A 26,899-nucleotide genomic window follows, 5' to 3' on the forward strand; every position below is an offset into this window, starting at 1 on the left:
AATAAGCGGTTTTATATTGCCATTAGGTGATTTTTCATTAATGCGTGATATTCCAGACATGTACCGAAACTACACCAGGATTACCACTGAAGACGAACTGGGTATATTAGACTTTGTGGGCGATTACCTGATGCATGGAAAGGAGTTGTTTGGGAACAACCAAAATGACAAACCACAAAACAGCAGCAATAGCGTTCAGTTTCAGCATCAGGCAAATCCCATACTGGCTGAAATCCAGTTAACTGTTTTCGGATTTTCACCTTTACCTATCAAAGAGAAAGTGAGGGCGATGCCTTATAAACATCGAGCTACTACCGATTATCAAAATGAGTGTTTCAGGCCGCCTTTAGCCTAAGCTATTTAAATCATTTACTCATTTTATTATTCATCGCATTATTTCTAATGCCTCTGGTTTTTGGTGTGCTTTATTGAGCATAGTCTAAGACACGGGCTCCACGATTATGAAAAAAACTTTCCTATTTATATTTACGCTTTTTATTGCTAATTGCCTTTACGCTCAAAATACATTTAAGGCCATCGTTCGTAATGATAGGACGAAAGAACCGCTTAAAGGGGCCTCTGCAAATATTGCCGGTTTAACGCTTAATACGGTCAGTGACTCTGCCGGACTAATTACACTTAAAAATATCCCCAACGGAAAATTTGAAGTAAAAATTAGCTACGTTGGTTTTAGCAGTCAGGAAAAAACTTTGACATTTCCGTTGTCACATCCTGATAGTCCAATAGAATTTGGCTTAGAGCCACAGACTGATGAGTTGGACGAGGTAACCATCCAAACAACCCGTACCAACCAAAACCTAAGGGATATACCTACACGTATAGAAGCTCTACCTGCGGAAGAGCTTGATGAAAAAAGTGCGATGAGTCCCGGTAATATTAAAATGTTATTAGCCGAATCGACAGGTATAAACGTACAGCAAACTTCTGCTGTAAGCGGTACAGCAAACTTTCGTGTTCAGGGACTGGATAGCCGCTTTACTCAATTACTCCAGGATGGCATGCCTATGTATCAGGGATCTTCGGGTGGGTTGAGCTTGTTACAGATTAGTCCGCTTGATCTAAAACAAGTCGAATATATAAAAGGCTCGGCTTCTACTTTATACGGTGGTGGCGCAATTGCAGGGCTAATTAATTTAATTAGCAAGACACCTGTAAAAACACCTGAGTTAACTTTCCTACTAAATGGCACCAGCGCTAAAGGAGCCGATGCAAGCATATTTTATTCGCAGAAATGGCAACATGTGGGCGCAACTATGTTGGGTTCCTACAATTACAATGGTGCTTACGACCCCGCATCGACAGGCTTTACAGCTATACCGCAAATTAATCGGATTACATTAAATCCCAAGATATTTTTATATGCCGATGAGCATAATACCGGTTGGTTTGGAGTGAACACAACTTATGAAAACCGTTATGGAGGAGATATGCAGGTTGTGGATGTTCATGCAGATCAGGTTCACCAATACTTTGAGCGAAATAAAACTTTTCGTTTTTCTACTCAGTTATCCTTTACGCATAAAATTGACAGTACCAGTCAAATCAATTTTAAAAACACGGTGGGGTATTTTGATCGGCAACTTGATGAACCCGCTTTTAGTTTTACAGGCAAACAGTTATCATCCTACGGTGAGATTAATTATGTTAAAAATGGCAAACGAGCTAATTGGGTTACCGGCTTAAATTGGGTAACCGATCATTTTACAGTCCCTGATTCACAAAACGATCTTAAATATGATCTGACCACTATTGGTGCATTTGCTCAAAATACTTACAGGTTTACTAGATGGTTTTCACTCGAGAGCGGTTTAAGGTTGGATTATAATACACCCGCGCCTGGCAATAAATCCGATGGCGTATTTATATTGCCCCGTTTAAATGCTTTGTTTAAAATCGATGAGCATTTTACCAGCCGGGTAGGTGGAGGGCTTGGATACAAAATGCCAACGCTCTTTAACGATGAAACAGAACAAGAAGGTTACCAGCACTTACAACCCTTGAACATTGGCAAAACCAGGGCTGAGCAGTCTTATGGTACCAACGGTGACATAAATTATCGTGGAGCAATAGGCGATGCCTTCATTAATATCAATCAGTTATTCTTTTACACGTACGTGGATAAACCACTCATTCTTGTCAATAATAGTTTTATCAATTCGCCTGGTCACATCAGTACGCAGGGTACAGAAACTAATTTAAAACTAACAATGGATGAACTGGGCTTTTATTTGGGCTATACTTATACCGATACAAAGCTGCAAGCTCTTAATCAGGTTGGTACACAACCATTAACGCCCAAAAACAGGTTTAGCTTCGATGCCACATACGAAATTGAAAATAGCTTGAGGATAGGTGCTGAAAGCTTTTATACCGGTAAACAATTACTAAGCGATGGTACTACAGGTAGAGCCTATATCACTTTTGGACTCTTAGTTCAAAAAATGTGGAAGCATCTTGACATTTTTATTAACGCAGAAAATCTTACAGACCGCAGGCAAACCCGTTGGGATAATATTTATTCGGGTAATGTTACTAATCCAATCTTTAAGGATATTTATACACCCATTGAAGGGGTTGTTGTCAATTGTGGCTTAAGGATTAAACTGTTGAATTGAAAATAATAATAAAATTTGGCAATTAAGAAGCAGGTAGGTCAAATTCTCCTTGAATACCGAAATCTCAATTAATTCACAATACTTTCGATTGCCATTAGGAAAGCTATGGCTCTCAAATCATTATGAAAGCGGTTCGAATTTAGTCTTATTGGGCTCGAATCAAGGTCTAAACGTTAGCAAACATTTGTAGATCTTGCACTAAGCGGTTCGAATTTAGTCCTGTTGGGGCTACCGAAAAATTATAACTTGTTTCAATGGGTAGCCCGAGCAGGACTCGAACCATTTATAGCAAAGCGAAATTTCTTTAATCATTGATAAAATAGTTCGAAAATGAAGGAATCGAGCTCCTTTACTCAACTTTTAATTCATTCAAAATCTTCGGTTGCTCAATTAATTGGTCCGAATTCTGCCCAGTCCGGAGAACTTAGATTGCGTCTACAGAGTGGGCTCGAACCAGATATTACATTACAGTCTTAAGGAAGCTAATCTCAAATCCTCCATAAAGTGGTTCAAGATACACTCATTATAGAGCATTCTATTGGGCTCAAATGACTAATTTCTGAGTTTTAATTAAACAATAATCTTAGATTTCTAGCAAGTCGGTTGAATTAGATCCAGTCTACCGAATCGGACAGCTTAGAACGTGCAATTTGTCGATTTTCTTTCGCCAATAAATTGCCTAGCAAAAAGATCAATTCTACCCTAGTCGTAGTATCAAACCAGTGTTTACCATTATAGTCGATTGCAGTCTCAAATAGCTTCCATCAATCATTGAAAAACCAAATTACAAACGACTGAGTGAGCTCGTTTGGAACGTTGGCTAATGAATTGGCCCCCAAATATAATGTCCTTATACCCATTATTTAGACAAATTCTGAATACTCCAATTTCCGTTTTAGAATAAACATTTGCCTTAAAATTAATGTTTATCTGTTACAAATCATTGTTATGGCGGATACTATAGATAACTCACCTGAAGATTATAATAAATCCAAAGGAGGCACAACCCGGCGCGGATTTTTGTCCCAGTTGGGTGTAGCGGGTGCCGGACTAACCCTTGCTCCGTTATTGGCGGGAGCAACTGAAGCAACAAGAGAAACAGAGGCTGTAGCTGCTGCACCTGCGGAGATTACGACGGTTGGTCTGACGATCAACGGAAAAAAACAAATACTGAACCTGGATTCCAGGGTTACGCTGTTAGATGCTTTACGGGAAAAGCTGGCGCTTCCGGGAACCAAAAAAGGTTGCGATCATGGTCAGTGCGGCGCTTGCACAGTATTGGTGGATGGCCGCCGTATTAATTCTTGCCTTACATTGGTTGGAATGTGCGACGGAGCCGAGGTTACAACCATTGAAGGTTTAGCAAATGGTGACCAATTGCATCCCATGCAGGAAGCATTTTTGAAACACGACGGTTTGCAGTGCGGCTATTGTACACCCGGGCAGATCTGTTCGGCGGTGGGTTTAGTTAAAGAAGGCCATGCTAAAACAGACGCAGATATCAAAGAGCTCATGAGTGGTAATATTTGCCGTTGCGGGGCCTATCAAAATATTGTAGCCGCAATAAAGGAAGTTCAAAACGCATAAGCCTAAGACTATGGAACCATTTAAACTAATCCGGGTACAAGACAACGCAGCTGCAATACAATCAGCAGGTACCGGCCGATCCAAATTCATAGCAGGCGGAACGAACATGCTTGATCTGATGAAACTGAATATTGAGACACCCAGCAAGGTTATTGATATCAATAAGCTACCGCTTTATAAAATAGAAGAATTGCCCAATGGCGGTGTCCGAATTGGCGCATTGGTCAAGAACAGCGATCTGTCTTACAATCCTTATATCAAAACACATTTCCCGCTACTGTCGGAAGCTTTACTGTCGGGTGCTTCGCCACAATTAAGAAATATGGCTTCTGTAGGCGGTAACCTGATGCAGCGTACCAGATGTCCATATTTTTATAATACAGACTTTGCCTGCAATAAACGCCTGCCTGGTTCCGGTTGCGCTGCGATCAGCGGCTATAACCGGATGAACGCTGTTTTGGGAACCAGTGATAAATGTATAGCCGCTCACCCGTCGGATATGTGCGTGGCATTGGCGGCTTTGGGCGCTGTAATTCACGTACTGGGAACTAAGGGAATAAGAACGATTCCATTTAGTGAGTTCCACTTACTCCCCGGCCAAACACCACATTTAGAGCACAACTTAAGGCAGGATGAATTAATCACACATATCGAAATTCCTGCATTGCCATTTGCTGCCAAATCACATTATTTGAAAGTACGCGACCGGGCATCTTATGAGTTCGCACTGACCTCAGCCGCCGTTGCATTAGATGTTCAAAACGGTATCATTAAAGGGGCAAGAATAGCGTTAGGAGGCGTCGGTACCAAACCCTGGCGGTCATTGGAAGCAGAAAAGGCCCTAATTGGTGCGCCGGCAAACACTGACACTTATAAAAAAGCCGCAGATTTAGCTTTGGCTTCGGCAAAACCATACAAAGACAACGCATTTAAAGTTGAACTGGCGAAACGTACATTGGTACGAGCCTTAAAAACCGTGGAGGGTTTATCATGAACGAGTCGCTTGGAAAGCCGATAGACCGCGTTGACGGCAGGTTAAAAGTAACGGGAGCAGCCACTTATGCGGCGGAGTACCAGATCAAGAACCTGGCTTATGGCGTGCCTGTTCTGAGTACAATCACCAAAGGCAGGCTAAAAAATATAGATGTACAGCAGGCACAAAAAATGCCGGGTGTTATTGGCGTAATGACCAGTGAAAACTGCATGATGCTGCACTCGCCGGCGGGTTCGGACCCGGGCAATGGCAAATTTGCGGAGAAAGATCTGTTACCCCTGCAAAATGACCGGGTGCTTTATGGTGGCCAGTACATTGCTGTAGTGGTGGCAGAAACAGCCGAACAAGCTGAACAGGCTGCGGCGCTGATTAAGGTAACTTACGATGAACAAAAACCCGCTGTCGGCTTTGAAGTTAACTTTGCTATGGCCTATCAACCAGGCTCTGGCCTGGGCGGCGCCAAAACACAGGAAAAAAGGGGCGATGCAGACGCAGCCATGAAAACTGCAGCAGTAACCACTGATGAAACTTATACCACTCCGGTATATAGCCACACAGCCATGGAACCACACGCGACCATCGCAGAATGGAACGGCGATAAATTAACCGTTTACGATGCAACCCAATCCGTTATGGGGGTACAGGGATTGCTGTCAACTATATTGGGTATCCCAAAAGAAAATACGCAAGTATATGCTCTATATATTGGTGGTGGCTTCGGCTCAAAAGGGTTTACCTGGGCCAATACATTACTGGCTCCGATGGCAGCGAAGCAATTTAACCGGCCTGTAAAGATCGAGTTAAAAAGACAGCAGGTATTTTCAGCAGCCGGCAGGCGGACACAAACACAGCAAAAAATTGGCTTAGGTGCAGGTGCCGATGGCAAATTAATCTCCATCAAGCACGATACCATTTCAGAAACATCATTCGTGGACGAATTTGTAGAAACCGCCGGAGTCGCTACACCGATGATCTACAGCAGCCCTAACGTCGAGGTTAAACACAGCCTGGTAAGGCTTAACCGTGGAACCCCGTGCCCCATGCGTGCACCCGGTGAATCAGTCGGCACTTACGCGCTGGAAGTGGCGATGGATGAAATGGCCCACAAGTTAAAAATGGACCCTGTTCAATTCAGAATTGCAAATCATTCTGACATGGACGAGCAGAAGAAAAAGCAGTTCTCCTCCAAGTATTTAAAAGAGTGTTACCAGCGGGGTGCGGATTCGATAGGTTGGAACAACCGAAAAGCAGAACCCGGCCAAACCAAACAGGGAGACTTATTAGTTGGATATGGTATGGCAACGGCAACCTATCCGGCTAACCGCAGCGCGTCATCTGCTAAGGCGACACTATTTGCGGATGGGCATGCAGAAATACTTTGCGGCACCCAGGATATCGGCACCGGGACTTATACCGTAATGACACAGGTTGCTGCCGATGCTTTTGGTTTACCTGTGGAAAAAGTTAAAGTTAAGCTGGGAAACAGTTCTTACCCTAAAGGTGCACAGTCGGGAGGATCACAGGTTTCGGCCAGTGTGGGTCCACCGATCAGGGCAGCGGCTTTGGGCGCGGTAAGCAAAGTAATTAAAATGGCCATCGCTGATCAAAGTTCGCCGTTACACGGCACAAAAGAGGAAGACATCGTCGCCAGCAATGGCCGCATTCAGTTAAAAGGTAATGCTAACACGGGCGAATCTTTCGCAGATGTATTACGCCGTAAAGGAATCGATAAAGTTGAAGCACAAGCTAAAACTAATGTGTCAACCCGTCAGCAGCAATCTGCCCCGGCACCCGATGGAAGTCCGGAAGCCAAAATAGAAGAGGAAAGCAAAAGCAATGCCGCTGTGCAGGCAGATGAAAAAACTGACCGTAAAGACTATGTATTCCATTCGTTTGGTGCGCAGTTTGTCAAAGTACTGGTTGATCCTGACCTGGGAACTATTCGCGTTGAAAAGATTGCCAGCGTAATGGATATCGGCACGGTAATGAATTTGAAAACCGCTACTAACCAGATCATGGGTGGAATTATTTTCGGTATGGGCATGGCTTTGATGGAAGAGACCAGATATGACCCGAATAACGGCCGCATCGTAACACGCGATATGGCGCAATACTTAGTTCCTGTTAATGCGGATATTCCCGAGATTGACGTGCAGTTCATTGCTAAGCCAGATCCATATATTTCACCGATCGGCGCAAGGGGCATCGGTGAGATAGGCGTTACCGGTATGGCGGCCGCCATAGCTAATGCAATTTATAACGCCACTGGTAAGAGGGTTAGAGACCTCCCGATCACACCTGATAAATTAATCGCTTAGGGTTAAAAGGTTTTCATAATCTTCCGGGGTATCGATATCGATGCCCCCTTTTTCAAATACAACCTCTGCAATTTCAGCAGCGTGATTTTTTAGGATTTTTTTTGCGCCTTCTTTACCTTTAAGTAATAGTAGCTCTCCAAATAATTTACTGTCGAATAAGACGGGTACACCAGTTGTGCCATTGTATGCACAAGCAACAATTGCCTTCTGAGTTTCTGCTTGTTTTTTAATCAGGGAATTCAACAACGCAGCATTTACAAATGGCTGGTCGCATAACATTATAATTACTTTATCGAAGGTTGCATCTTTGTCGATTTCAAGCATTGCCATTTTTATGGAAGATGCCATGCCTTCTTTCCAGTTCTTATTACATAGCGTTGCTGTTTCTGGTATTGGATTGATTTGCTTTGAATTAGCTCCAAGTACAACTATGACGGTAGCACAATCAGATTTTAATCCTGCATCAACAGCGAGTTGCAACAGCGTCTTTCCTTTGAAAATAAGGTTTTGCTTAGGCTGCCCCAACCTGCTTGATTCACCAGCCGCCAAGATTATTAAAGCTGTCATTTATGCACTGTGAATTACGTTATTTTTATACTTTAAAAAGTGTCCGTTCCTTTCGGAAAACACCGCTTTAATTTCAGCCGCAATGGATAGCGCGATCTCTTCCGATGTTTCTGAACCGATATCCAGCCCCACTGGGCCGTATATGGTATGAAGGTTTCTTTCGGTAATGGTCGTGCCGTTGCTTTCCAGCTCATCCAGCATACGTTCCAGTTTATTCTTCGGGCCTAAAACACCGATATAAGACGGATGCAAGGGTAAGATTTCCTGTAAGAATGCTATTTCATAATTGTAATTGTGCGTCATCAGTACAAATGCCGTCCATTTATTAATTTTGATGTTATCTAAAATCTTTTCAGGCTTAGCGACAACAGGCTTATTCGGTGATGGAAACCGCTCGCTGTTCGCATAATTCGGCCGTCCATCTATTACGGTGGTATTCCAGCCTAAGATGGCTGAAATCCTGGTTAAAGGAATGGCATCGTTTCCCGCTCCTAAAATAACCAGGGAAATAAGCGGCTTTACGCATTCGACGAAAGCAGTAAAACTCTCATAAGTTGTGATCGCTGAACGCTGCGTATTCAATGCATTGATTGCGTCTTCCAGCAACTCGGTACGATAAGCAAGATCATCCAGCCCGTTATGAATGCTGTTGCCATTGACCAGGCACAAGCACGATCCGGGTTGCGATGCTTTCCGGTCATGAATATTAAAAACCGTAACTAATATGGAATAACCGTTTGACGCGATCGCAGCTTTTAATAAAGTTATGGGATTGGTTTGTCTATCGTTTATTGGCTCAATTAAAATATGGATAATGCCATTACAACCGAGGCCAACACCAAGTTTTGCATCGTCGTCATCCATCGTATCATAGGTGACCAGCAGCGGTTCTTGCTGTAAAATAACCATTCTCGCTTTTCTTAAGGCGTCCCCCTCCAGGCATCCACCGCTGATCGCGCCGGTCAGTTGCCCGTCTTACGTGATCAGCATTCTGGCACCCGGCCTCCGGTAGGCAGAGCCTTCTACCAATACTACGGTGGCTAAAGCGGTTTTTTTATTCTCCTTTACCGCTTTTTCATAAGCCGTTACGATGTCTATGATTTCTTCCATATTTAATAACAAACCAAGATTGTTGCGATTTGATTTATTAAATCATATTCATATTGAATGGTAGGTTACGATCTTTTAACTGTCAGATCATAAATGGCATCTCTAAGCCTTATAGGACTTTTCCTTTAGCTAAAAATAACTATTACAGAGACTCTCATTTCATTCAGGAAATAACAATATAGTGCGACTTATCTTTTGTTAATTTTTTAAGGGTGGATGCCAATGTAATATTGCTTTCTGTTTAATTAAACTTGTTAAGGCGGCATCATCCATAGTTTAAATAATAAATCAGTGAGCAATGAAAAGTAGTTTTAATGTTATTTATTTAGGCGGCCCCACCGTAATCATCGAAACAGGCGGTCTGCGTTTGATTACCGACCCCACTTTAGATCCCTAGGAGAAAATTTTTTGATTGGGGATAATCTCTTTTAGAAAGATTAAAGCAGATAGCTATTTGCGTAACTGTTTTAACTTTACTCAAAGGGCATTACAAATTTAAAACATCGCCATAGGCAACAGTCGGTTCATACCCAATATATTCGCTTATTGATGAAGCGTATTTCTGCTTGTCTTTTTTTTGTCTTTTCTATCTTTATAAAGCAGGAAAACCACCGATGCTATCATCGAGCTTGCTGCTCCTAAAATTAAGTTTGTATCAGTTCCATTGAATTTACCGTTTATCGGTAATAACAATTAAAAACAGGCCTATTCACGAAGACAATTCCATAAGTCAATTCAGCTGGGTGCGGAATCCTGTAGGCGTTAGCCCGGTCACTTGACGAAATAACTTACTTAAAGACTGCGGTTGCTCAAATCCAAGCTGATAAGCGATTTCTGAGACCGAGGCGTTGGTAGTTAACAGCAGGGTCTTGCTTTTTTCGATCAATTTATTTTGAATATGCTGGCGGGTACTGAAGCCGGTATTTGTTCTGAGCATATCACTCAGGTAGTTTGGCGACACATGTAATTTATCGGCGAGTAACTGCACGGTTGGCAAGCCTTTCTGAGCGGCTTCGTTCTTTAAATAAATGTCCAGTTCCTCATCGATCTTAGCTAACAAACCCAGATTTAGCGTACGACGTGTGATAAATTGCCGGTTATAAAACCTTTGAGAATAATGCAGCAGCAACTCGATCTGTGCGATCATGACGTCCTGACTTAGCGCATCGATGCGGGCGCTGTACTCAGTATCAATTTCAGCAACGATGCTTTCAATTTTTATTCTTTCGTCGTCGGAAAGGTGCAGGGCTTCGGTAAGTTCATAGGAGAAGAAACCATAATTTTTGATCTTGCTGCCAAGCGGATGCCCCGAGAGGAAGTCCGGATGGAACATCAGGCAAAAACCTTCTTCCGGGGTGTTTTCACCTGCGGTTTGCGCTAATAGCTGACCGGGTCCAATGAAACACATCATTCCCTCGCTGAAATCATAATGACTATGACCGTAGCGGATCTTACCATTAAAGTTCCTTTTGATCGCAATACTGTAGAACTGCGGGCAGAAATAATCAAGTAACGCATTTTCTTTTTCAGTGATCTGCTCATAACGATAGATACTGATGAGCGGATGTTTCGGTTTAGGTAAACCGAGCAACGTATGCAGCTCTGTGATAGAATTGATGATATATGGAACCTTATTTTTCATGGAAATCTTAAACAAGATAGAGGATTATTGGAAATAACCCTCTATCATTTAACTGATAGCTATCAATTATCTTCAGCAGCCGGTGTCGTTTTTGCATCGCTTCTTGAGCCTGCCTGCTGGGTACCCAGCGGCAATATGGCCTCCAGCCTGGCTAGTTCCTGTACGCTCAGGGAAATGTCAGCGGCTGCAATGTTTTCCTCCACGTATTTCACCTTGCGTGTTCCGGGAATAGGCACATGCCCTTTAGCCGTGATCCAGGCCAGCGCCAGTTGTGAAGCGGTGGCGTTTTTTTCCAAAGCGATGTTTTGTAATACTTTTACTAATTCCAGGTTTTTATAAAAATTTTCACCCTGGAAGCGTTCAAAATGCCTGCGTACATCGTTCTCATCGAAATCATCGGGACTTTTCAGTTCACCTGATAAAAATCCCCGGCCCAGCGGTGAATACGGCACAAGCCCAATACCCAATTCTGTCAACACATCTGTGGTGCCATCTTCGTCCAATGTACGCTCAAATAGAGAGTATTCTGTTTCGATCGCTGTTAAGGGATGGATAGCATGAGCCCTACGGATCAGAGCCGCAGAAACTTCAGAGAGACCGGCGTAGCGGATCTTGCCTTCTTTCACCAGTTCAGCCATAGCTTCCATGGTCTCTTCGATCGGTGTTGAAGGATCAGGGCGGTGCAAATAATAAAGGTCGATGTAATCGGTCTTTAGATTTTTCAGTGAGCGCTCAGCCGCTTTTTTTATGTAAGCCTTGCTGCCGTTCAGCTTGCCGGTAAACTGACCTGCGTCATCAATTTCAAAACCGCATTTGGTAGCGAGGATCACCTGATTTCGTTTTCCTTCTATTACCTTCCCTATTAATATTTCGTTAGACAAGGGTCCGTAAGCATCGGCGCTATCTAAAAAGTTGCAGCCTAATTCAAGTGCCCGTTCGATCACAGCCACACCACTTTGCTCGTCTGTTTTTCCGTAGATGAATTGGATATCGCTGCCAGCCAGGCTCATGCAGCCCAGGCCGATCGCAGGAACTTCAAGGCCCTGGCTTCCTAATTTTACTGTTTTCATAGATCTCTTTGTTTTCAGGCAAAGGTCATCAACCCTGTATTTACCCGTGTGCCTCAATCAAGGATACTTGTATCTCAAACCACGCGGATTACCCGTAAGCATTTCCAGACACGACAAACCTTGATTGAGGCACATTCATTCTTATACTATGCAGCAGCTTTGTATTAATTATAAAGAATTCAGCTATGCAAAAACATCAATCAATTCTGGAAGGGAAAAAAGTCGTCATCATTGGCGGCAGTGCAGGCATCGGCTTAGCCGCTGCTATTGCTGCCGCAAACAGTGGAGCCTTGGTTATTATCGCATCAAGTGATGCGGAACGTATGGAAAAGGCTCTTAGCCAGCTGCCTGAAAATGCATCGGGTATCTGTACAGATGCCGGCGATGAAGAGCAGATCAAAAGGCTGTTTGAACAGACAGGCTTTTTCGATCACTTAATTTATACTGCCGGCGAAACCTTTTATTCGGGAATACTCAGCGAGATCGACATTAAAAGCAGCAAAAAGTTCTTTGATATCCGCTATTGGGGTGCCATGGCCGCTGTAAAATACGCTGCGCCTTATATCAATCCGGGCGGTTCTATTACTTTAACCAGCGGTATTGCCGGGCAGAGTCCGGGCAAGGGCTGGGCAATCGGCGCCAGCATGACTGCAGCAATGGAGGGCTTCACACGCGCAATGGCCATCGAGCTGGCGCCAATTCGGGTGAACGCGGTTTCACCTGGTATCGTGAACACAGAGCTATGGTCGCTGGTGCCACCGGAAGCCAGGGAACATTTATTTAGCCAGGCTGCATCACAGCTTCCCTTGGGTAAAATAGCCGGGCCACAAGACCTTGCGCTAACCTATCTTCATTTGATGGAGCAAAATTATATGACAGGGCAAACTATAACTGTGGATGGCGGCGGCGTTCTGACCAATATTTATGGCAGGCTGCAAGGCTAATGTTTGGATTATACAATGAACTGTTTCTATCTGTCAATGTAACGATGGTGCCGGAGCCTAACTTTGCCTTCAAACAAAAACTTATAACTTTTTGAAATGAACTTAAAAGAGAAAATAGCGCTGGTTACAGGAGCATCCAGCGGGATTGGAGAAGCCGTTGCAAAGGCGTTAGCAGGAAAAGGTGTTAAAGTAGGCCTGGCAGCAAGAAGAACGGATAAACTTGAGGGTGTGTTAGCAGAAATTCAAGCGGAAGGTGGTGAAGGTATAATTATTACAATGGACGTTACCGACCGGAATTCAGTAACAAAGGGCGTCGACCTGCTACTGGAAACCTATGGAAAAATAGATATCCTGATCAACAATGCCGGCGTGATGTATCTTTCCGATATTGATGCCCTGAAATTAGATGAATGGGAGAAAATGGTTGATATCAACATCAAGGGTATCTTAAATCCTACCGGTGCGGTCTTGCCCCATCTCATAGCGCAAAAATCCGGTCATATCATCAATACCTCCTCGATTGCAGGCCGTAAGCTGTTTCAGGGTTTAGGGGTTTATTGTGCTACCAAGCACGCGGTAGCCGCATTTTCTGATATCATGAGAATGGAAATCGCGCCAAAACATCATATCCGTGTAACCTCCATTCAACCCGGTGCTGTAGCAACGGAGCTTCAGCAACATACGACAGATCCAAAGTACAAGGAAGCTATGGCTAATTCAACCTATCCGCCTTTGCTGCCGGAAGATATTGCCTCCAGCATGCTCTATGCTCTGGAGGCCCCGGATCATGTAGATGTCTCGGAGATATTTATTCTTCCGTCTGAGCAGGCATGGTAATGCCTCATAACTTGTAACAGAATAGTTCAACCTGACTGAGGGTATAAAATTTTTTGAAAATGAAAAACGAAAAAATAACAAGTTCCAGGAGGAGATTTTTACAGCAAACGGCTTTGGCTGGTGCCGGTATCCTATTCATTAATCCGGCAATTGGCTTTTCCCGAAATAGTGATCCCAGCCATGACGCAGAAATAATGCCTGCCGATGGACAAAATGTTCCCGAGATCGAAAACTCAGCTCTGTATTGCACAACGGTGTATGCCTGGTTACGAACTGATATTCCGTTGGAGGTCGGACACAATTACTGGCGGGATATACATGGCACGCTTGTTTCCCGCATACCGGGTACTTGGTTATATCGTCAATTGCACTGGAAACCGGCCATCAGCGTACTTTCAAGCCGTTTTCAAGGCTTCGTAAAACCGTTGAGCGATGCAGATCAGCCTCAGGGAATCGCTCACACCTTCTATTATGATGAAGCCGGGCGCCGAAAATTCGAAAATCATCCGTTTATTAAAAAATATTTGTTGGATGACGAGCCTATGCTGGTACGGTTAAATGCTACCTTATGGTCTAAAAATGATAACTCCGGAACCCTTAAAGATACTTCGAATAATATGACGCCGCAGGGCAAACCTGAAAACGATGAATATGCGGTATCGTTTATTCTAGATCCGGCACTGAGTGCCGGAAAACGAAAACAAAGTCTGATTAACCTTGCTGGTAGTCTGGCTAAATTAGAGAAGACAACTAGGGTAAGATATCACCTGCTGGAAGATTATGACGATGATCATTTCCCCGACACCAAGGTGCCCCATCACCGGCCGGCATCGGTCAGGTATAATGCCTGGATCGAATTGGGGGTCGCCCCGCAAACTGACCTGGCAACGATTTTGGAACCTGGTCTGAGCAAAATGATGGATGAACTGGACACGATTCATATTTATCCGATCTACGACAAGTACACGATCATGGCCGGCGGTAAACCTACAATTGTAGGCCTGAAAGGCTATCCGGCGTATCAGACAATTTTGGCTGCCCGTGCGAAAAACCAGCTCCAGCAGCAGATGCTCGATGACGTATACGGAAAAGTGCCACTTGGATAGTTAGCCATTGTTAACCGGCCTGGCTGCTGGATCTAATTTAAAATTAATTAATTTTAATGCACTGGTTTCCGATTAAGGTGCAACATATGCAACGTAAAAAATTAAAACAATGATCGAAAAACAATCCATTAACGAGTATTACCGGCAGCGCATACCGGAAGAGGTGAAGCCGGCCTATGTAGAGCTGGGCGCTTTCAATGTATTCCGGAAAGACGATGTGGGTCCGGATAAAGCGCCGGTTAAATATGCGCGGAGAGAATTCTTTAAAATAGCACTCATTCATGGGAATTGTCTTTTTCATTACGCGGACAAGACGATTGAGATCAACGGCAGCACGCTGGTGTTCTCTAACCCGGATACGCCCTATACCTTTGAGCCGATAAAAGAGGAGGCTGGTGGTTACTTTTGCATTTTTCGGGAAAGCTTTTACAGTGAATACCTGCGCAACAGCCTAAAGGAACTGCCCATGTACCGGATCGCTGGAAGCCCTGTTTACGCTCTGGATAATGTCAGCACCGAACAGGTGAACGTTATCTTTGAAAAAATGATCAGGGAAGTTGCCGGTGAATACCAATTCAAATATGATTTGATACGGAATTATATCACAGAGATCATTCATACCGCACTGAAATTGGAACCGTCCGGTCAGCTATATGCACATACGGATGCCAGTAAGAGAATCACGGCGGTGTTTATGGAATTATTGGAAAGGCAGTTCCCCATTGAAAAGCCCGGCGATCAGTTTAAGATGAAAAGCCCGGCTGATTTCGCCCGGCAGCTTTCGGTTCATGTCAATCACCTCAACCGGGCAGTAAAACAGACTACCGGAAAAACCACGTCTACGGTTATTTATGAGCGGCTAACCAGTGAGGCGAAGGCGTTACTAAAGCATACCGACTGGAACGTAGCCGAGATCGGTTTTAGTCTGGGATTCGATGACCCAACACACTTTAACCACTTTTTCAGAAAGCAAACCAATAGCACGCCCATGAGTTTCCGGAATTGAACTCAATCCCCATCATGACTTTTGAGCAAAGTAAATACGCCGTTAAAACAAAGCCGCGAAAGTGGGTACAACCTACCTTTGAATAAAAAAAGTTTATGGAGAATTCATCATTGAAACCCTTGGTTTTAGTTACAGGCGGTTCCGGTTTTATAGCCAGCTATTGCATTATTGAGCTTTTGAATAACGGTTACAGGGTAAAGGCCAGTGTTCGTTCGCTTGAGCGGACCAAAGAAGTAAAAGAGATGTTAACCAGAGGGGGCATTAGAAATTTTAAGGATCTTTCTTTTGTAGAGGCCGACCTTGGCCGGGAGTCCGGTTGGGATCAGGCTGTCGCCGGCTGTACTTATGTCATTCATCCTGCATCACCTACGCCTAATCCTGCAGCAAAAACCGAAGAAGAATTTGTTCGGCCGGCAGTAAACGGGGTATTGTGGGTATTACGTGCAGCAAAAAAGGCCGGAGTAAAACGAGTGGTCCTGACATCTGCCTTCGGTGCAGTAGGTTATGGTACCAACAAACAATCGCCGTACACAGAGGAGGACTGGTCTGATCTGCGACAATCACTTCCGGCCTATCAAAAATCAAAAACCATGTCGGAAAAGGCCGCCTGGGATTACGTCAATGGCGAAGGGAAAGGGTTGGAGCTTTCCGTGGTCAACCCGGTCGCGGTCCTGGGACCTGTTCTCGGGCCTGATTATTCTCATTCCATCCGCCTCATCCAGGGAATGCTCAGCGGTACGATCAAAGGTTTGCCAAAAATCACCTTTCCGCAGGTGGATGTAAGAGATGTCGCAGACCTGCACGTAAAAGCGATGACGCATCCGGACGCCAAAGGTCAGCGCTTCCTGGCTTCGGCCGGAGAGGCTATCTCTAACCTGGATATCGCCCGCATCCTGCGAGAGGGTTTAGGTGAAAAAGCAGCAAAAGTTCCACAGCGGGAAATGCCAAGCTGGTTGATCAGAATCATCGGGCTTTTTAACCCCAAAGTGCGGCTTATCGTACCTCATTTGGGATTATACAAAGAAGTGAGCCATGACAAAGCAAGCCGGTTACTGAACTGGGAGCCGAGGCCTACCAGGGATGCGGTATTAGCCACAGGCCGGAGCCTGATCGATTTAGGATTAGTATAATTGCTTAAACTAATAAAAATGCAAAAGACGGATTTGGAAACGGCTGCTCAAACTAAAGGAAGGATATTTGTGTCGTGCAAGCGGGAAAAGCACTATAGCAGGGAACTGATCCTTGATCAGCACGCGCTTGTATACATCATTGCTGGTACAATGAAAATTATCTATAGTGACCAGGTTTACACTTTTGAACGCAATTCACTCATTCTCATACCTCGAAATCAATTAGGGCGTCTGATTAAGCTTCCTGCCGAAAGTGAACCGTTTCGCTCCGTTTCGATTCTTTTTCCTCCCGATGTACTTCGCAGTTTCTATCAGGAGAAGCCAATTAATTTAGCTGAAAAGAAATGGTCAGGACATTTACAGGTAAGGCAACATCCGCTTATTGAAAATTTCTTTCAGTCGCTTGTGCCGTACTTTGATGTGAATGATGAGCTTCCGGATGAATTGGCTTCGCTCAAGATCCGGGAGTGCCTGACCTTGTTGGATGCATATGACGGGCAGACCAAAAGAGTATTAGCAGTCTCGGGGGAACCTGGTAAGATTGATCTTGCCGACTTTATGGATCAGCACTTTATCTTTAATCTTTCATTGGAAAAATTCGGTTATCTGACGGGCCGTAGCCTCACTACATTTAAGAAAGACTTTAAACAGCTCTTTCAAATGACGCCTGGAAGATGGTTGACAGCAAAGCGTTTGGAACGAGCACGTTATCAGATAGCTGTACAGCATAGAAAACCGATTGATGTATTTGTGGAAGTTGGTTTTGAAAATTTGTCCCATTTTTCAATTGCCTTTAAGAAGCAGTTTGGCTACAGTCCGGCACACCTTCCGGACAACCTTTTTGATCGATAACAGGTAATCAATAATCGAATAATGAGAACGATAAAGATACCAGGCGATTTTGGCGATTATGTTTCTGCCCATAACAAACTGCAACTTGAAGGCACCCTGGTGGTTGAATCCTGCAACCAGCCTTACGCCGAAAAGTTAAATGTATATATTGAGGAACATTTGCTGCTGTGTGTGCTGGAAGGCGAGCATCATATACGCGTTGGCGAAACTGACCTTGTTTTTGGACGTCAGGAAATGATCCTGTTTAAAAAGGATACCTATTGCGAGTCCCACCAGGTAGTAAATGCCCCTGACGGTACAAGTTTGAACAGCGTTTTATTTTTCATAAGCGATAAATTAATTACTGATTTTCTTCGCCAAACATCGTTTGTCGTTGATCGCAATCCCACTTCTAGTGAGGCTGGAGTTACCAGACAGTCCTTTGGGAACCGGATGGTTAAATATCTGGAATCACTTCAGCCTTTCTTTGCCGAACGTGAGCCCATCTCTCCGGCTCTTTTAAAGCTCAAACTGTTTGAACTGCTACATCACTTGGCCGAAGCTCATCCTCTCACCTTACAGGCCATGGTTTATAACCGCGGAAAATATATCCACGATATCAGCCGCATTGTTAGCGATAATTATTTAAAAAAACTCCCGCTTCAGCAGCTGGCTTATATGTCCGGCCGCAGCTTATCCAGCTTCAGGCGCGACTTTCTCAAAATTTATGAACTCCAGCCAGCCAGGTGGATACAGAACCAGCGTCTTGAAAAGGCAAGGGAATTACTGCGGAACACGCCCATACCTGTAGGAGATATCTATCAGGAAGTCGGGTTCGAAAGTTTCGGTCACTTTTCAAGAGCCTATAAGCATTACTTCGGTCATACCCCGTCAGCAGAAAGAGCACAGCTTCAAACTGACACCGACAGGCAAATTCTTTGACGCTCAGAGCAAAAACTTCAATCACGTCATGATGTTTCCCTATAAGAAAACTTTTTAACCTATGACGACACGACGCGACTTTTTAAATCTGGCCGGCAAAAGCGTTATCGCTGCCGGCGTGGGTTTAGCATTACCCAAACAACTATTGGCCGTAACTGGTTCTAAAAATGAACATTTAATTGAAAAACCTATGGAAACAGCAGCAAATGACTGGATCAAATCCCTGCCGCATTTTGGTATCGGCGGGGTGCCGCTCGGCAATGAATTTGAAGAAGTAACAGATGAACAAGCACATGAAACTATCGCAGCCGCATGGGAAGCAGGCGTGCGCTATTTTGATATGGCGCCCTGGTATGGCCTCGGTTTGGCGGAAAGACGTTTCGGCGCTTTCCTGCATAATCAAAAACGGGAAGACTTTTATATTTCGACCAAAGTGGGGAAATTACTGAAGGCATCGAAAAATAACCGCGGGCATGAAATGTTTCCGCATGCCGGGTCGCCAAATTCTCCAGTTTATGACTATACAGGACCTGGTGTGCGGAGATCGGTTGAAGACAGTTTGCAGCGACTCGGTATTGAGAGCATCGACATGGTATTCGTGCATGATCTGTCTTCGGATTTTCCCTGGTTTGACCGGCCCTGGACAGACTATTATGATATCGCTAAAAAAGGTGCCTTCCCCGAGTTAAATAAGATGCGTGAGGAAGGTTTGATCAAGGCTTGGGGATTGGGAGTGAACACACCGGATCCTATCCTGATGACGATGCGTGATTCTACACCCGATGTTTTCCTGGTGGCTTCGCAATATTCACTAATTGACCATGAGAACGCTTTGCATCAGCTGTTTCCTGAGTTCCGGAAACGGAACATCAAAGTAGTGATCGGTTCGAGTCTGAACGCGGGTTTTATCTCCGGCAGTAACCGGTATAACTATAATCCAAAGAAGCCGATCCCGAAAGAGTATTTTGATAAGCGTGACCAGCTAAATAAAATCGCGGCCAGTTATCATATTGATCTACGTACCGCAGCACTGCAATTTTCTTCTTATCCGGATGTAGTGGCTTCTATGGTAGTGGGTGCGCGCACGGCCAAGCAGATCAGAGATGATGCGGCATCACTTCAGGTAAAGATCCCTGCCGATTTTTGGGCTGAATTAAAATCCAAGAAGCTCATCGATAAAGATGCCCCAACCAGCATGGGTCACGTCTGATCACTTAATATTAAACTTCTAAACTCAGTCAAACCGGGCTATGATATACCGGCCCGGTTTGCTATGTCATTTTTTTAAAGCTTTAATCTATGAAACACCTGATTTTTTTATCGCTGCTGGGCGCATTCTTATTGCTGGCCGCGTGTAAGCGAAACTCCTCTAATACAAGTAAGGATTTAAAAGATACGCTTGCCAACCGCGTCAAGCCGCTCGTTACCCTTCCTCCAGAATATATTACCTGCGATGGTATGGCTAATGTACCGAATAGTAATGACGTCATTATGTCGGTACCTAATTTCAGCAATGACACCTTATTGAAAGAAGGAAAGATAAAAAAGGCTTCCCCTGCCTTTATGGCTATATTAACGCCAGATGATAAGATCAGACACTGGTACGATTTTAAACCTGGCGACCTCAACCCGGCAACCGGCAAAGTTGGCCCTATGGACTGCGCTTTTGGCCCCGATGGGAATCTTTATATTAACGATCGCCAATACTTCTTTAATAAAAAACACAATTCACGGATCATTCGCATCAACGTTAAAAACGGTCAACCGGTTAGCATGGAGGTGGTCGTGGAAAAATTACTGAGTTGCAATGGGATGTACTGGAAAGGTAATACTTTATTCGTTACGGAATCTGTGCTGCAACTGACGGATACCGGTACTGTTAGCGGCGTTTACGCTTACCGGTTGCAGGAACTTAACGGCAAAAAACCGGTACAGATGAAAGCTTACGCCAACAACCAGGGTGATCCGCATCTGGTGGTCAAGTTCACCTCCAACAAACCGATGAAATCGGGAGCAGACGGCATTGTCTGCGACGACCAGGGGAACCTTTATACCACAGTGATCGAGGAAGGAGCTGTTTACAAAACTGTTCTCGATAGTAATAATAAGCCGGTTAAGACAACGCTTTTTGCTAAGAACAAAGCGATGGACGGCACCGACGGAATTATTTTTGATGCCAGGCGCCGCTGCTTTTACCAGGTTGATTTCACCGGGAACGCTATTCATCGCATTGATATGCAGGGCCAGGTAGTCACATTACAACGTAACGGTGATGAAGATGGCAAAAATGGATTGCTTGATCAGCCTGCGGAAGTTGTGTTGCGCGGTAACGAACTGATTATCGTTAATATGGACATGGCCTGGGCTACTCCCGGCCTTTCAGTTAACAAAACGGTAAACTTGCAGCATTATCTCTCAAAGATTGACCTTCCTTAAAGCCTCCTCAAACGGGATTGAAATACCGGATACGTATTTGGATACAATCAAACTCAATACGGATACTCCTGCCATTTAATTCCTGTTGAACTTTGCAGGATCAAATTCAACATAGAAATGAGCAAGACTATTTTTATTACCGGAGCGTCGTCCGGTTTGGGTAAGGCGACCGCGAAATTGTTTCATGATAAGGGTTGGAAGGTGATCGCTACCATGCGCAATCCGGAAAACGAAACCGAATTCGCGCAATTAGCCCATGTTACCGTATTGCCTTTGGATGTGACCAATACGGAGCAGATCAGCGAAATCACCGGAAAGGTCGTTCATGATTTTGAAGTAGATGTAGTATTCAACAACGCGGGTTATGGGTTATCGGGTCCATTGGAAGCTATTTCAGAAGATCAATTGCTACGGCAGATCAATACCAATCTTTTAGGGGTTATCCGCGTAACACAGGCGTTTATTCCCTATTTCCGTACCCGGCAAAAAGGGCTTTTTATAACCACCAGTTCCCTGGGCGGCCTGATCGGGTTCCCGTTCTCTTCGCTGTATCATGCCACCAAGTGGGGACTGGAAGGCTGGAGTGAAAGCATGGCCTATGAGCTTAAAAGCATTCAGGTAGGTATTAAACTGATCGAACCGGGTGCGATCCAAACCGATTTCATGGGGCGTTCTTATGACAAATCCTTCCATCCGGCTTACGATGAATTGTTTAACCGGTTCTTCGCCAATGTGGACGGCGTGACCTTTACACCCGCTGAGAAGATCGCTGAAGTAGTTTTTGAGGCTGCAACTGACGGGAAAGACCAGTTGAGATACCTCGCCGGGGATGATGCCAAAGCGATCTATCAGCAACGATTGCAATTGGGCGACGACGCATTTCACAATTTTATGGCACAAACATTTTTAGGACAATAACTTACATCATGAAAAATACCATATTCATTACAGGAGCATCTTCAGGTTTTGGAAAAGAAACCGCATTGTTATTTCAGCGCAAGGGCTGGAATGTGGTGGCCACCATGCGCTCGCCAGAAAAGGAAACAGAATTAGCCGCTCTGCCAAAAACCATGATCCTTCCGCTGGATGTGACGGATCAGGCCAGTATAGCCCAGGCGGTAGGCAAGGCAATGGAAAGGTTCGGACAGATCGATGTTTTGCTGAATAATGCCGGTTACGGCCTGATCGGCGTATTCGAATCGGCCACTGCTGAACAGATAAAAAAACAATATGACGTCAACGTTTTTGGCTTGATGAGTGTCACCAAAGCCGTGCTGCCGGCCATGCGTTTACAAAAGCAGGGCGTTGTTATCAATATCTCCTCTTTCGGGGGAATCACTGCCGGACAGTTCTCCAGTCTGTATAACAGCTCTAAATTTGCAGTCGAAGGTTTTTCGGAAGCTTTATCTCATGAACTGGCGCCCCTGGGCATTGCTGTAAAGATCATAGAGCCCGGCAGTGTAGCGACAAACTTCAGGGAGGGTATGAAAATGATCCGAAATGGAATTCCTGACTACGATCCGGAATTAAGCCTGCTGATGAGTCGTTATGCGAAACGTACAGCGCATTTGGCGAAAGCATCCGCCTCAGACGTTGCGGAAACTATTTACCTGGCAGCGACGGATGATACCTCCCGGCTTCGCTATATTGTGGGCGATGACGCTGCCTTTTACATCGACCTGAAACAAAAAAACAGCGAAGCAGAATTTTTAAGGCTCATGAGGGAGTAGGTCAGATTTTAATCCATAATTTTAAATCAGATGAGTTAGCCGTGAAAAAAGCAGTCACACCACCATATCGTTTTACTTCCATCATCGAATTGCATCGTACGCTGGAGCTGCCTAAACCCCTGCACCCGCTGGTTAGTGTTTTTGATAACACCCAGGTCGCAGTCAATAAAAAACAGCTGCCAACCGATTTCCTGTTTGATTTTTACAGCATATCTTTTAAAAAGAGAACAAAAGGACGCACCGGTTACGGGCAAAGCTATTATGATTTTGACGACGGGACGATGACTTTCGTCGCCCCGTCTCAGGTGGTCGCCACTTCCCGCGATACCGAATACTTTGGTATATCCCTGCTGTTCCACCCTGATTTCTTAAGAAATTACCCATTAGGTAAGCATATCAAACGTTTTGGCTTTTTCGCTTACGACAGCAACGAAGCCCTGCATCTGTCGGAAAAGGAAAAAGCCATTATACTCGGCCTGTTTGAAAATATCAAAATAGAACTGGAAAATACCATCGATGATTTTAGCCAGGATATTGTGATCTCCCACCTGGAAACGCTGTTGAATTACAGCAACCGGTTTTACAAACGGCAGTTTATTACGCGACGGACGGCAAACCATGACCTGTTAACGCAACTGGAAACGATCCTGGATGATTATTTTATCAACGAGCGGGGCTTAACTTCTGGCCTGCCGACCGTTGAGTTCCTGGCCTCCAAAATAAATTTGTCGCCGCGTTACCTGAGCGATCTGTTACGCAGTATCACCGGCCAGAGCGCCCAGCAGCATATTCATGAAAAACTGATCGAAAAAGCTAAAGAATATTTGTCTGCAACGAACCTGACCGTAGCGGAAATAGCCTTTAAGCTGGGATTCGAATATCCGCAATCCTTTAACAAGCTTTTTAAGAATAAGACCAGCCTGACCCCCGTCGCGTTCAAAGAGAAACCTTCAATGAATTAAAATGAGCTTCAAAGCTTTCCGGATTTTGGATAAGCCTTTCAGAGGTTTGGATAAGAAAGCCATCCCGTACCTGCAGAACTTTGTGTCATCCAAAAATTAAAGTTATGAACGATCAGCAAGTATGGTTCGTTACCGGCGCATCGCAAGGTATCGGGCTTGTTTTAGTAAAAAGGTTATTAGCCGAAGGTTACAAGGTCGCGGCCACGACCCGCAAGATAAATGAACTAAAGGAAAATGTCGGCGACCTGCCCGGGTTTTTGCCGCTCGAAGTGGATCTGGCCAGCGAGCAGTCCGTTACCGAAGCGATCTCAAGAACTGTTGAAAAATTCGGGCGCTTGGATGCGGTGGTCAATAATGCCGGTTTCGGCATGCTGGGCGCGCTGGAGGAATTATCTCTTAAGGAGATCAAAACCGAATTTGAGGTTAATGTATTTGCGACCATTAATGTCATCCGCCAGGCTTTGCCGCAGCTGCGTCGCCAAGGTTCGGGGCATATTATGAACGTAACTTCCATTGCCGGCTGGAAAGGCGATAGCGGTGCATCGGTTTACAACAGTTCGAAGTATGCGATCGAAGGTTTAAGCGATGCATTAGCAGGAGAATTATTACCCTTGGGTATAAAGGTTACAGCGATTGCTCCAGGACCATTTCGTACCAATTTCCTTGGAAAAGGTTCTGTCCATTATGCTGACCCAGCAATAGCTGACTATGAACACATCCACCAGCATAAACAATGGCTGGATGAAAATCAGCATGGCAAACAACTTGGCGATCCGAAGAAGGCGCCGGATATATTTATCAAAGTCTTCAATACTGACCAGCCACCAGTACACGTTTTGATGGGCAGTGACGCGGTGAGAATTGTCAACAGCCAGCTGCAACGGTTACAGGACGAAATCTCGGCCTGGGAGGCCATAAGTGTATCTACAGACTTTAAAGAAAACCGGTCATGAAAGAGCTATTCACACCTTTCGAACTGTCAGGGCTTGAGCTTCCTAACCGGATCGTGATGCCGCCGATGACCCGCGTTCGTGCCCCACAGGATATTGCCACCGAACAGATGGCGCTTTATTATACGCAGCGTGCTACGGCCGGGCTCATCATTGCCGAAGGGTCGCCCATCTCCAATGAAGGACAGGGCTACCTTTTTAATCCCGGCATATACACACCTGAGCAAGTCGCCGGCTGGCGTTTAGTGACCGACTCCGTTAAAAGCGTCGGCGGCAGGATCTTTTTGCAGCTATGGCATGTCGGACGCATATCCCATACGTCCATTCAGGAAAACGGGCGTCAGCCCGTAAGTTCCACGAACCGTGTAGCCAGGTCTTCGAACGCTTTCGGCTGGGATGACAATGGCCAGCCTGGCTTCGTTCAGTCATCCGTTCCGCGCGCATTGGCAACCGCGGAGATCAAAAGGATCACCGGCGATTTTGTACAAGCTGCAAAAAATGCGATGGAAGCGGGTTTTGACGGCATTGAATTGCACGCTGCCAACGGTTATCTCTTCGACCAGTTCCTTAATCCAATGATCAATGACCGGACAGACCAGTATTCAGCTATAACGCTGGAGAACCGCCTGCGTTTTTTACTGGAAACGGTGGATGCGGTGTCGGCTGCCATCGGGCCGGAACGGGTAGGCGTCCGCCTTTCACCTTATGGAACATTAAATGATTGTCCGCATTTTGATGATATTGAGGACACATACTTAGCGGCAGGAAAGGCCTTAGGTGACCGGAGGACCGCCTATATCCATGTCATGGATCAATCCGGTTTTTTCACCATGCCTGATGGCGCAGAACCTACGAGTGAGGCGATCAGGCGATTGCTCATCCAATGGCGAAAAGATTCACCAGCCTTAGCGCTGATCTTTGACGGTAGCCTGACGACCAGCAAGGCTGTTGAAATGATCCGCGACGGCGTGATCGATCTGGCGGGTTTCGGTCAGCCTTTTATTGCCAACCCCGACCTGGTCAGGCGCATTCGCGAAGATCAGCCGCTTAATGTAGCCAACAGGAAAACTTATTATACCGGCGGTGCGTCCGGATATATTGACTACCCGCCGGTCAGTCTTACATCCGCGCAAAAAGCCTTAACTTTATCATATGAAAGCGCATAAGGCACCCTATCTCATCAAGTCTATCGCCGAAGAACATCATTTCTGGAGTTTGCCCAAACCCCGGCATCCCCTGGTGAGCGTTTACCGGTTCGAAGACACGGTCATCAAAGAAAGTCTGCCCGAGCTTTTTATGTTCGACTTTTATTGTATTTCCATTAAGAAAAACTTTAAGGGAAAATGCGTTTATGGCCAGCATTATTATGACTTCGGGTCGGGCGTAATGACCTTTTTGTCGCCCAAGCAGATCATGTCCCATCCCAGGGGCGACGATGCCGCTAAAGAAGGCATTTGCCTGGTCTTTCACGCCGGCTATTTGCTGGGCTACCCGCTTGCTAAAACTATCGGTAATTATGGTTTCTTTTCCTATGAATTAAGTGAGGCACTGCATTTATCGGAACAGGAAGAGGCTACCATAGAAGGGATCATGGATAAGATAGCTCTTGAATACCAATCTAATATCGACCATTACAGCCAGGACGTGATCGTCGCGCAGATCGAATTACTGTTGCAGTATTGCAACCGTTTCTATAACCGGCAATTTATTACCCGGAAACCACAGAATAGCGAGATCCTGACCCGCCTAGAAAAATTGCTGAATAATTATTTTAACGACCCGGAACGCCTGAGTTCCGGGTTACCAACAGTCCAGTACATTGCGGACGAACTGCATCTTTCGCCAAACTACCTGAGCGATATGCTGCGCAGCTTTACGGGACAAACCACGCAGCAGCATATTCATGCCAAACTGATCGACAAAGCCAAAGAATTGTTATCGACGACATCCTTATCTGTAAGTGAGGTCGCTTTTCACTTAGGGTTTGATTACCCGCAGTCGTTCAATAAACTATTTAAAAATAAAACGAATTACTCACCCACAGAATTTCGTCAGTCATTTAACTGAGGATCACTGCTAATTAACAAGTTCGAGTGGTATT

Annotated in this window: 24 protein-coding genes and 1 pseudogene; 20 read left to right on the forward strand and 5 right to left on the reverse strand. The window is 45.0% G+C overall.

What is annotated here, in order from left to right; all coding sequences use genetic code 11:
- Nucleotides 1-40 precede the first annotated feature (40 nt).
- The 5 genes from PQO05_RS10215 (at nucleotide 41) to PQO05_RS10235 (ending at nucleotide 7,535) form a co-directional block, all read left to right on the forward strand.
- Complete coding sequence (locus tag PQO05_RS10215) at nucleotides 41-355, forward strand: hypothetical protein (RefSeq protein ID WP_273632728.1); 315 nt, start codon at nucleotides 41-43, stop codon at nucleotides 353-355.
- 106 nt (nucleotides 356-461) lie between these two features.
- The gene (locus PQO05_RS10220; protein WP_273632730.1) at nucleotides 462-2,636 is read left to right on the forward strand and encodes a TonB-dependent receptor; all 2,175 of its coding nucleotides are present in this window, start codon (nucleotides 462-464) and stop codon (nucleotides 2,634-2,636) included.
- A 948-nt stretch (nucleotides 2,637-3,584) separates the two neighbouring features.
- On the forward strand, nucleotides 3,585-4,223 hold the full coding sequence (locus PQO05_RS10225) for a (2Fe-2S)-binding protein (RefSeq protein WP_273632732.1): 639 nt from the start codon (nucleotides 3,585-3,587) through the stop codon (nucleotides 4,221-4,223).
- 10 nt (nucleotides 4,224-4,233) lie between these two features.
- A complete protein-coding gene (locus PQO05_RS10230; protein ID WP_273632734.1) occupies nucleotides 4,234-5,217 on the forward strand; it encodes an FAD binding domain-containing protein in 984 nt (327 codons plus the stop codon).
- On the forward strand, nucleotides 5,214-7,535 hold the full coding sequence (locus PQO05_RS10235; protein WP_273632736.1) for a xanthine dehydrogenase family protein molybdopterin-binding subunit: 2,322 nt from the start codon (nucleotides 5,214-5,216) through the stop codon (nucleotides 7,533-7,535). Before PQO05_RS10230 ends, PQO05_RS10235 begins: the two co-directional genes overlap by 4 nt.
- Here the strand turns inward: PQO05_RS10235 and PQO05_RS10240 are convergent.
- The 5 genes and pseudogenes from PQO05_RS10240 to PQO05_RS10260 form a co-directional block, all read right to left on the reverse strand.
- Nucleotides 7,524-8,102 (reverse strand): nucleotidyltransferase family protein, encoded by a 579-nt coding sequence (locus PQO05_RS10240; protein WP_273632738.1) that lies wholly within the window; start codon nucleotides 8,100-8,102, stop codon nucleotides 7,524-7,526. The two genes, PQO05_RS10235 and PQO05_RS10240, sit on opposite strands and share 12 nt — an antisense overlap.
- The gene (locus PQO05_RS10245) at nucleotides 8,103-9,011 is read right to left on the reverse strand and encodes an XdhC family protein (RefSeq protein WP_273633527.1); all 909 of its coding nucleotides are present in this window, start codon (nucleotides 9,009-9,011) and stop codon (nucleotides 8,103-8,105) included.
- A gap of 18 nt (nucleotides 9,012-9,029) precedes the next feature.
- A pseudogene (locus PQO05_RS10250) lies at nucleotides 9,030-9,212 on the reverse strand (XdhC family protein); the annotation flags it as partial.
- Nucleotides 9,213-9,942: 730 nt separating this feature from the next.
- Nucleotides 9,943-10,854: a helix-turn-helix domain-containing protein gene (locus tag PQO05_RS10255; protein ID WP_273632740.1), complete on the reverse strand. Its 912-nt coding sequence runs from the start codon at nucleotides 10,852-10,854 to the stop codon at nucleotides 9,943-9,945.
- Between the two features lie 62 nt (nucleotides 10,855-10,916).
- Entirely contained in the window at nucleotides 10,917-11,924 is a 1,008-nt protein-coding gene (locus PQO05_RS10260; protein ID WP_273632741.1) for an aldo/keto reductase, read from the reverse strand.
- A 185-nt stretch (nucleotides 11,925-12,109) separates the two neighbouring features.
- On the opposite strand from PQO05_RS10260, the gene PQO05_RS10265 reads away from it, so the two are divergent.
- From PQO05_RS10265 to PQO05_RS10335, 15 genes are all read left to right on the forward strand, one after another.
- Entirely contained in the window at nucleotides 12,110-12,868 is a 759-nt protein-coding gene (locus PQO05_RS10265; RefSeq protein ID WP_273632743.1) for an SDR family oxidoreductase, read from the forward strand.
- Between the two features lie 96 nt (nucleotides 12,869-12,964).
- Nucleotides 12,965-13,705, forward strand: coding sequence for an SDR family oxidoreductase (locus tag PQO05_RS10270; RefSeq protein ID WP_273632744.1), 741 nt, complete (start codon nucleotides 12,965-12,967; stop codon nucleotides 13,703-13,705).
- 59 nt (nucleotides 13,706-13,764) lie between these two features.
- Nucleotides 13,765-14,811 (forward strand): twin-arginine translocation signal domain-containing protein, encoded by a 1,047-nt coding sequence (locus PQO05_RS10275; protein ID WP_273632747.1) that lies wholly within the window; start codon nucleotides 13,765-13,767, stop codon nucleotides 14,809-14,811.
- A 109-nt stretch (nucleotides 14,812-14,920) separates the two neighbouring features.
- The gene (locus PQO05_RS10280) at nucleotides 14,921-15,817 is read left to right on the forward strand and encodes an AraC family transcriptional regulator (RefSeq protein ID WP_273632748.1); all 897 of its coding nucleotides are present in this window, start codon (nucleotides 14,921-14,923) and stop codon (nucleotides 15,815-15,817) included.
- 95 nt (nucleotides 15,818-15,912) lie between these two features.
- A complete protein-coding gene (locus tag PQO05_RS10285; RefSeq protein ID WP_273632750.1) occupies nucleotides 15,913-16,947 on the forward strand; it encodes an SDR family oxidoreductase in 1,035 nt (344 codons plus the stop codon).
- An 18-nt stretch (nucleotides 16,948-16,965) separates the two neighbouring features.
- Nucleotides 16,966-17,799, forward strand: a complete 834-nt coding sequence (locus PQO05_RS10290) for a helix-turn-helix domain-containing protein (protein WP_273632752.1) — start codon at nucleotides 16,966-16,968, stop codon at nucleotides 17,797-17,799.
- Between the two features lie 21 nt (nucleotides 17,800-17,820).
- Nucleotides 17,821-18,720 (forward strand): helix-turn-helix domain-containing protein, encoded by a 900-nt coding sequence (locus PQO05_RS10295; protein WP_273632754.1) that lies wholly within the window; start codon nucleotides 17,821-17,823, stop codon nucleotides 18,718-18,720.
- A gap of 61 nt (nucleotides 18,721-18,781) precedes the next feature.
- On the forward strand, nucleotides 18,782-19,930 hold the full coding sequence (locus tag PQO05_RS10300) for an aldo/keto reductase (RefSeq protein ID WP_273632756.1): 1,149 nt from the start codon (nucleotides 18,782-18,784) through the stop codon (nucleotides 19,928-19,930).
- An 89-nt stretch (nucleotides 19,931-20,019) separates the two neighbouring features.
- A complete protein-coding gene (locus PQO05_RS10305) occupies nucleotides 20,020-21,156 on the forward strand; it encodes an SMP-30/gluconolactonase/LRE family protein (RefSeq protein WP_273632759.1) in 1,137 nt (378 codons plus the stop codon).
- A 117-nt stretch (nucleotides 21,157-21,273) separates the two neighbouring features.
- Nucleotides 21,274-22,074, forward strand: coding sequence for an SDR family oxidoreductase (locus tag PQO05_RS10310; protein WP_273632760.1), 801 nt, complete (start codon nucleotides 21,274-21,276; stop codon nucleotides 22,072-22,074).
- A gap of 8 nt (nucleotides 22,075-22,082) precedes the next feature.
- On the forward strand, nucleotides 22,083-22,886 hold the full coding sequence (locus tag PQO05_RS10315; protein ID WP_273632762.1) for an SDR family oxidoreductase: 804 nt from the start codon (nucleotides 22,083-22,085) through the stop codon (nucleotides 22,884-22,886).
- Between the two features lie 41 nt (nucleotides 22,887-22,927).
- The gene (locus PQO05_RS10320; RefSeq protein WP_273632764.1) at nucleotides 22,928-23,848 is read left to right on the forward strand and encodes a helix-turn-helix domain-containing protein; all 921 of its coding nucleotides are present in this window, start codon (nucleotides 22,928-22,930) and stop codon (nucleotides 23,846-23,848) included.
- 104 nt (nucleotides 23,849-23,952) lie between these two features.
- Nucleotides 23,953-24,801, forward strand: coding sequence for an SDR family NAD(P)-dependent oxidoreductase (locus tag PQO05_RS10325; RefSeq protein ID WP_273632766.1), 849 nt, complete (start codon nucleotides 23,953-23,955; stop codon nucleotides 24,799-24,801).
- Complete coding sequence (locus PQO05_RS10330; RefSeq protein ID WP_273632768.1) at nucleotides 24,798-25,964, forward strand: alkene reductase; 1,167 nt, start codon at nucleotides 24,798-24,800, stop codon at nucleotides 25,962-25,964. The genes PQO05_RS10325 and PQO05_RS10330 overlap by 4 nt, the downstream gene beginning before the upstream one ends.
- The gene (locus tag PQO05_RS10335; protein WP_273632770.1) at nucleotides 25,951-26,865 is read left to right on the forward strand and encodes a helix-turn-helix domain-containing protein; all 915 of its coding nucleotides are present in this window, start codon (nucleotides 25,951-25,953) and stop codon (nucleotides 26,863-26,865) included. Before PQO05_RS10330 ends, PQO05_RS10335 begins: the two co-directional genes overlap by 14 nt.
- The last annotated feature ends 34 nt before the right edge of the window (nucleotides 26,866-26,899 follow it).

Source organism: Mucilaginibacter jinjuensis (assembly GCF_028596025.1).
GTDB lineage: Bacteria > Bacteroidota > Bacteroidia > Sphingobacteriales > Sphingobacteriaceae > Mucilaginibacter > Mucilaginibacter jinjuensis.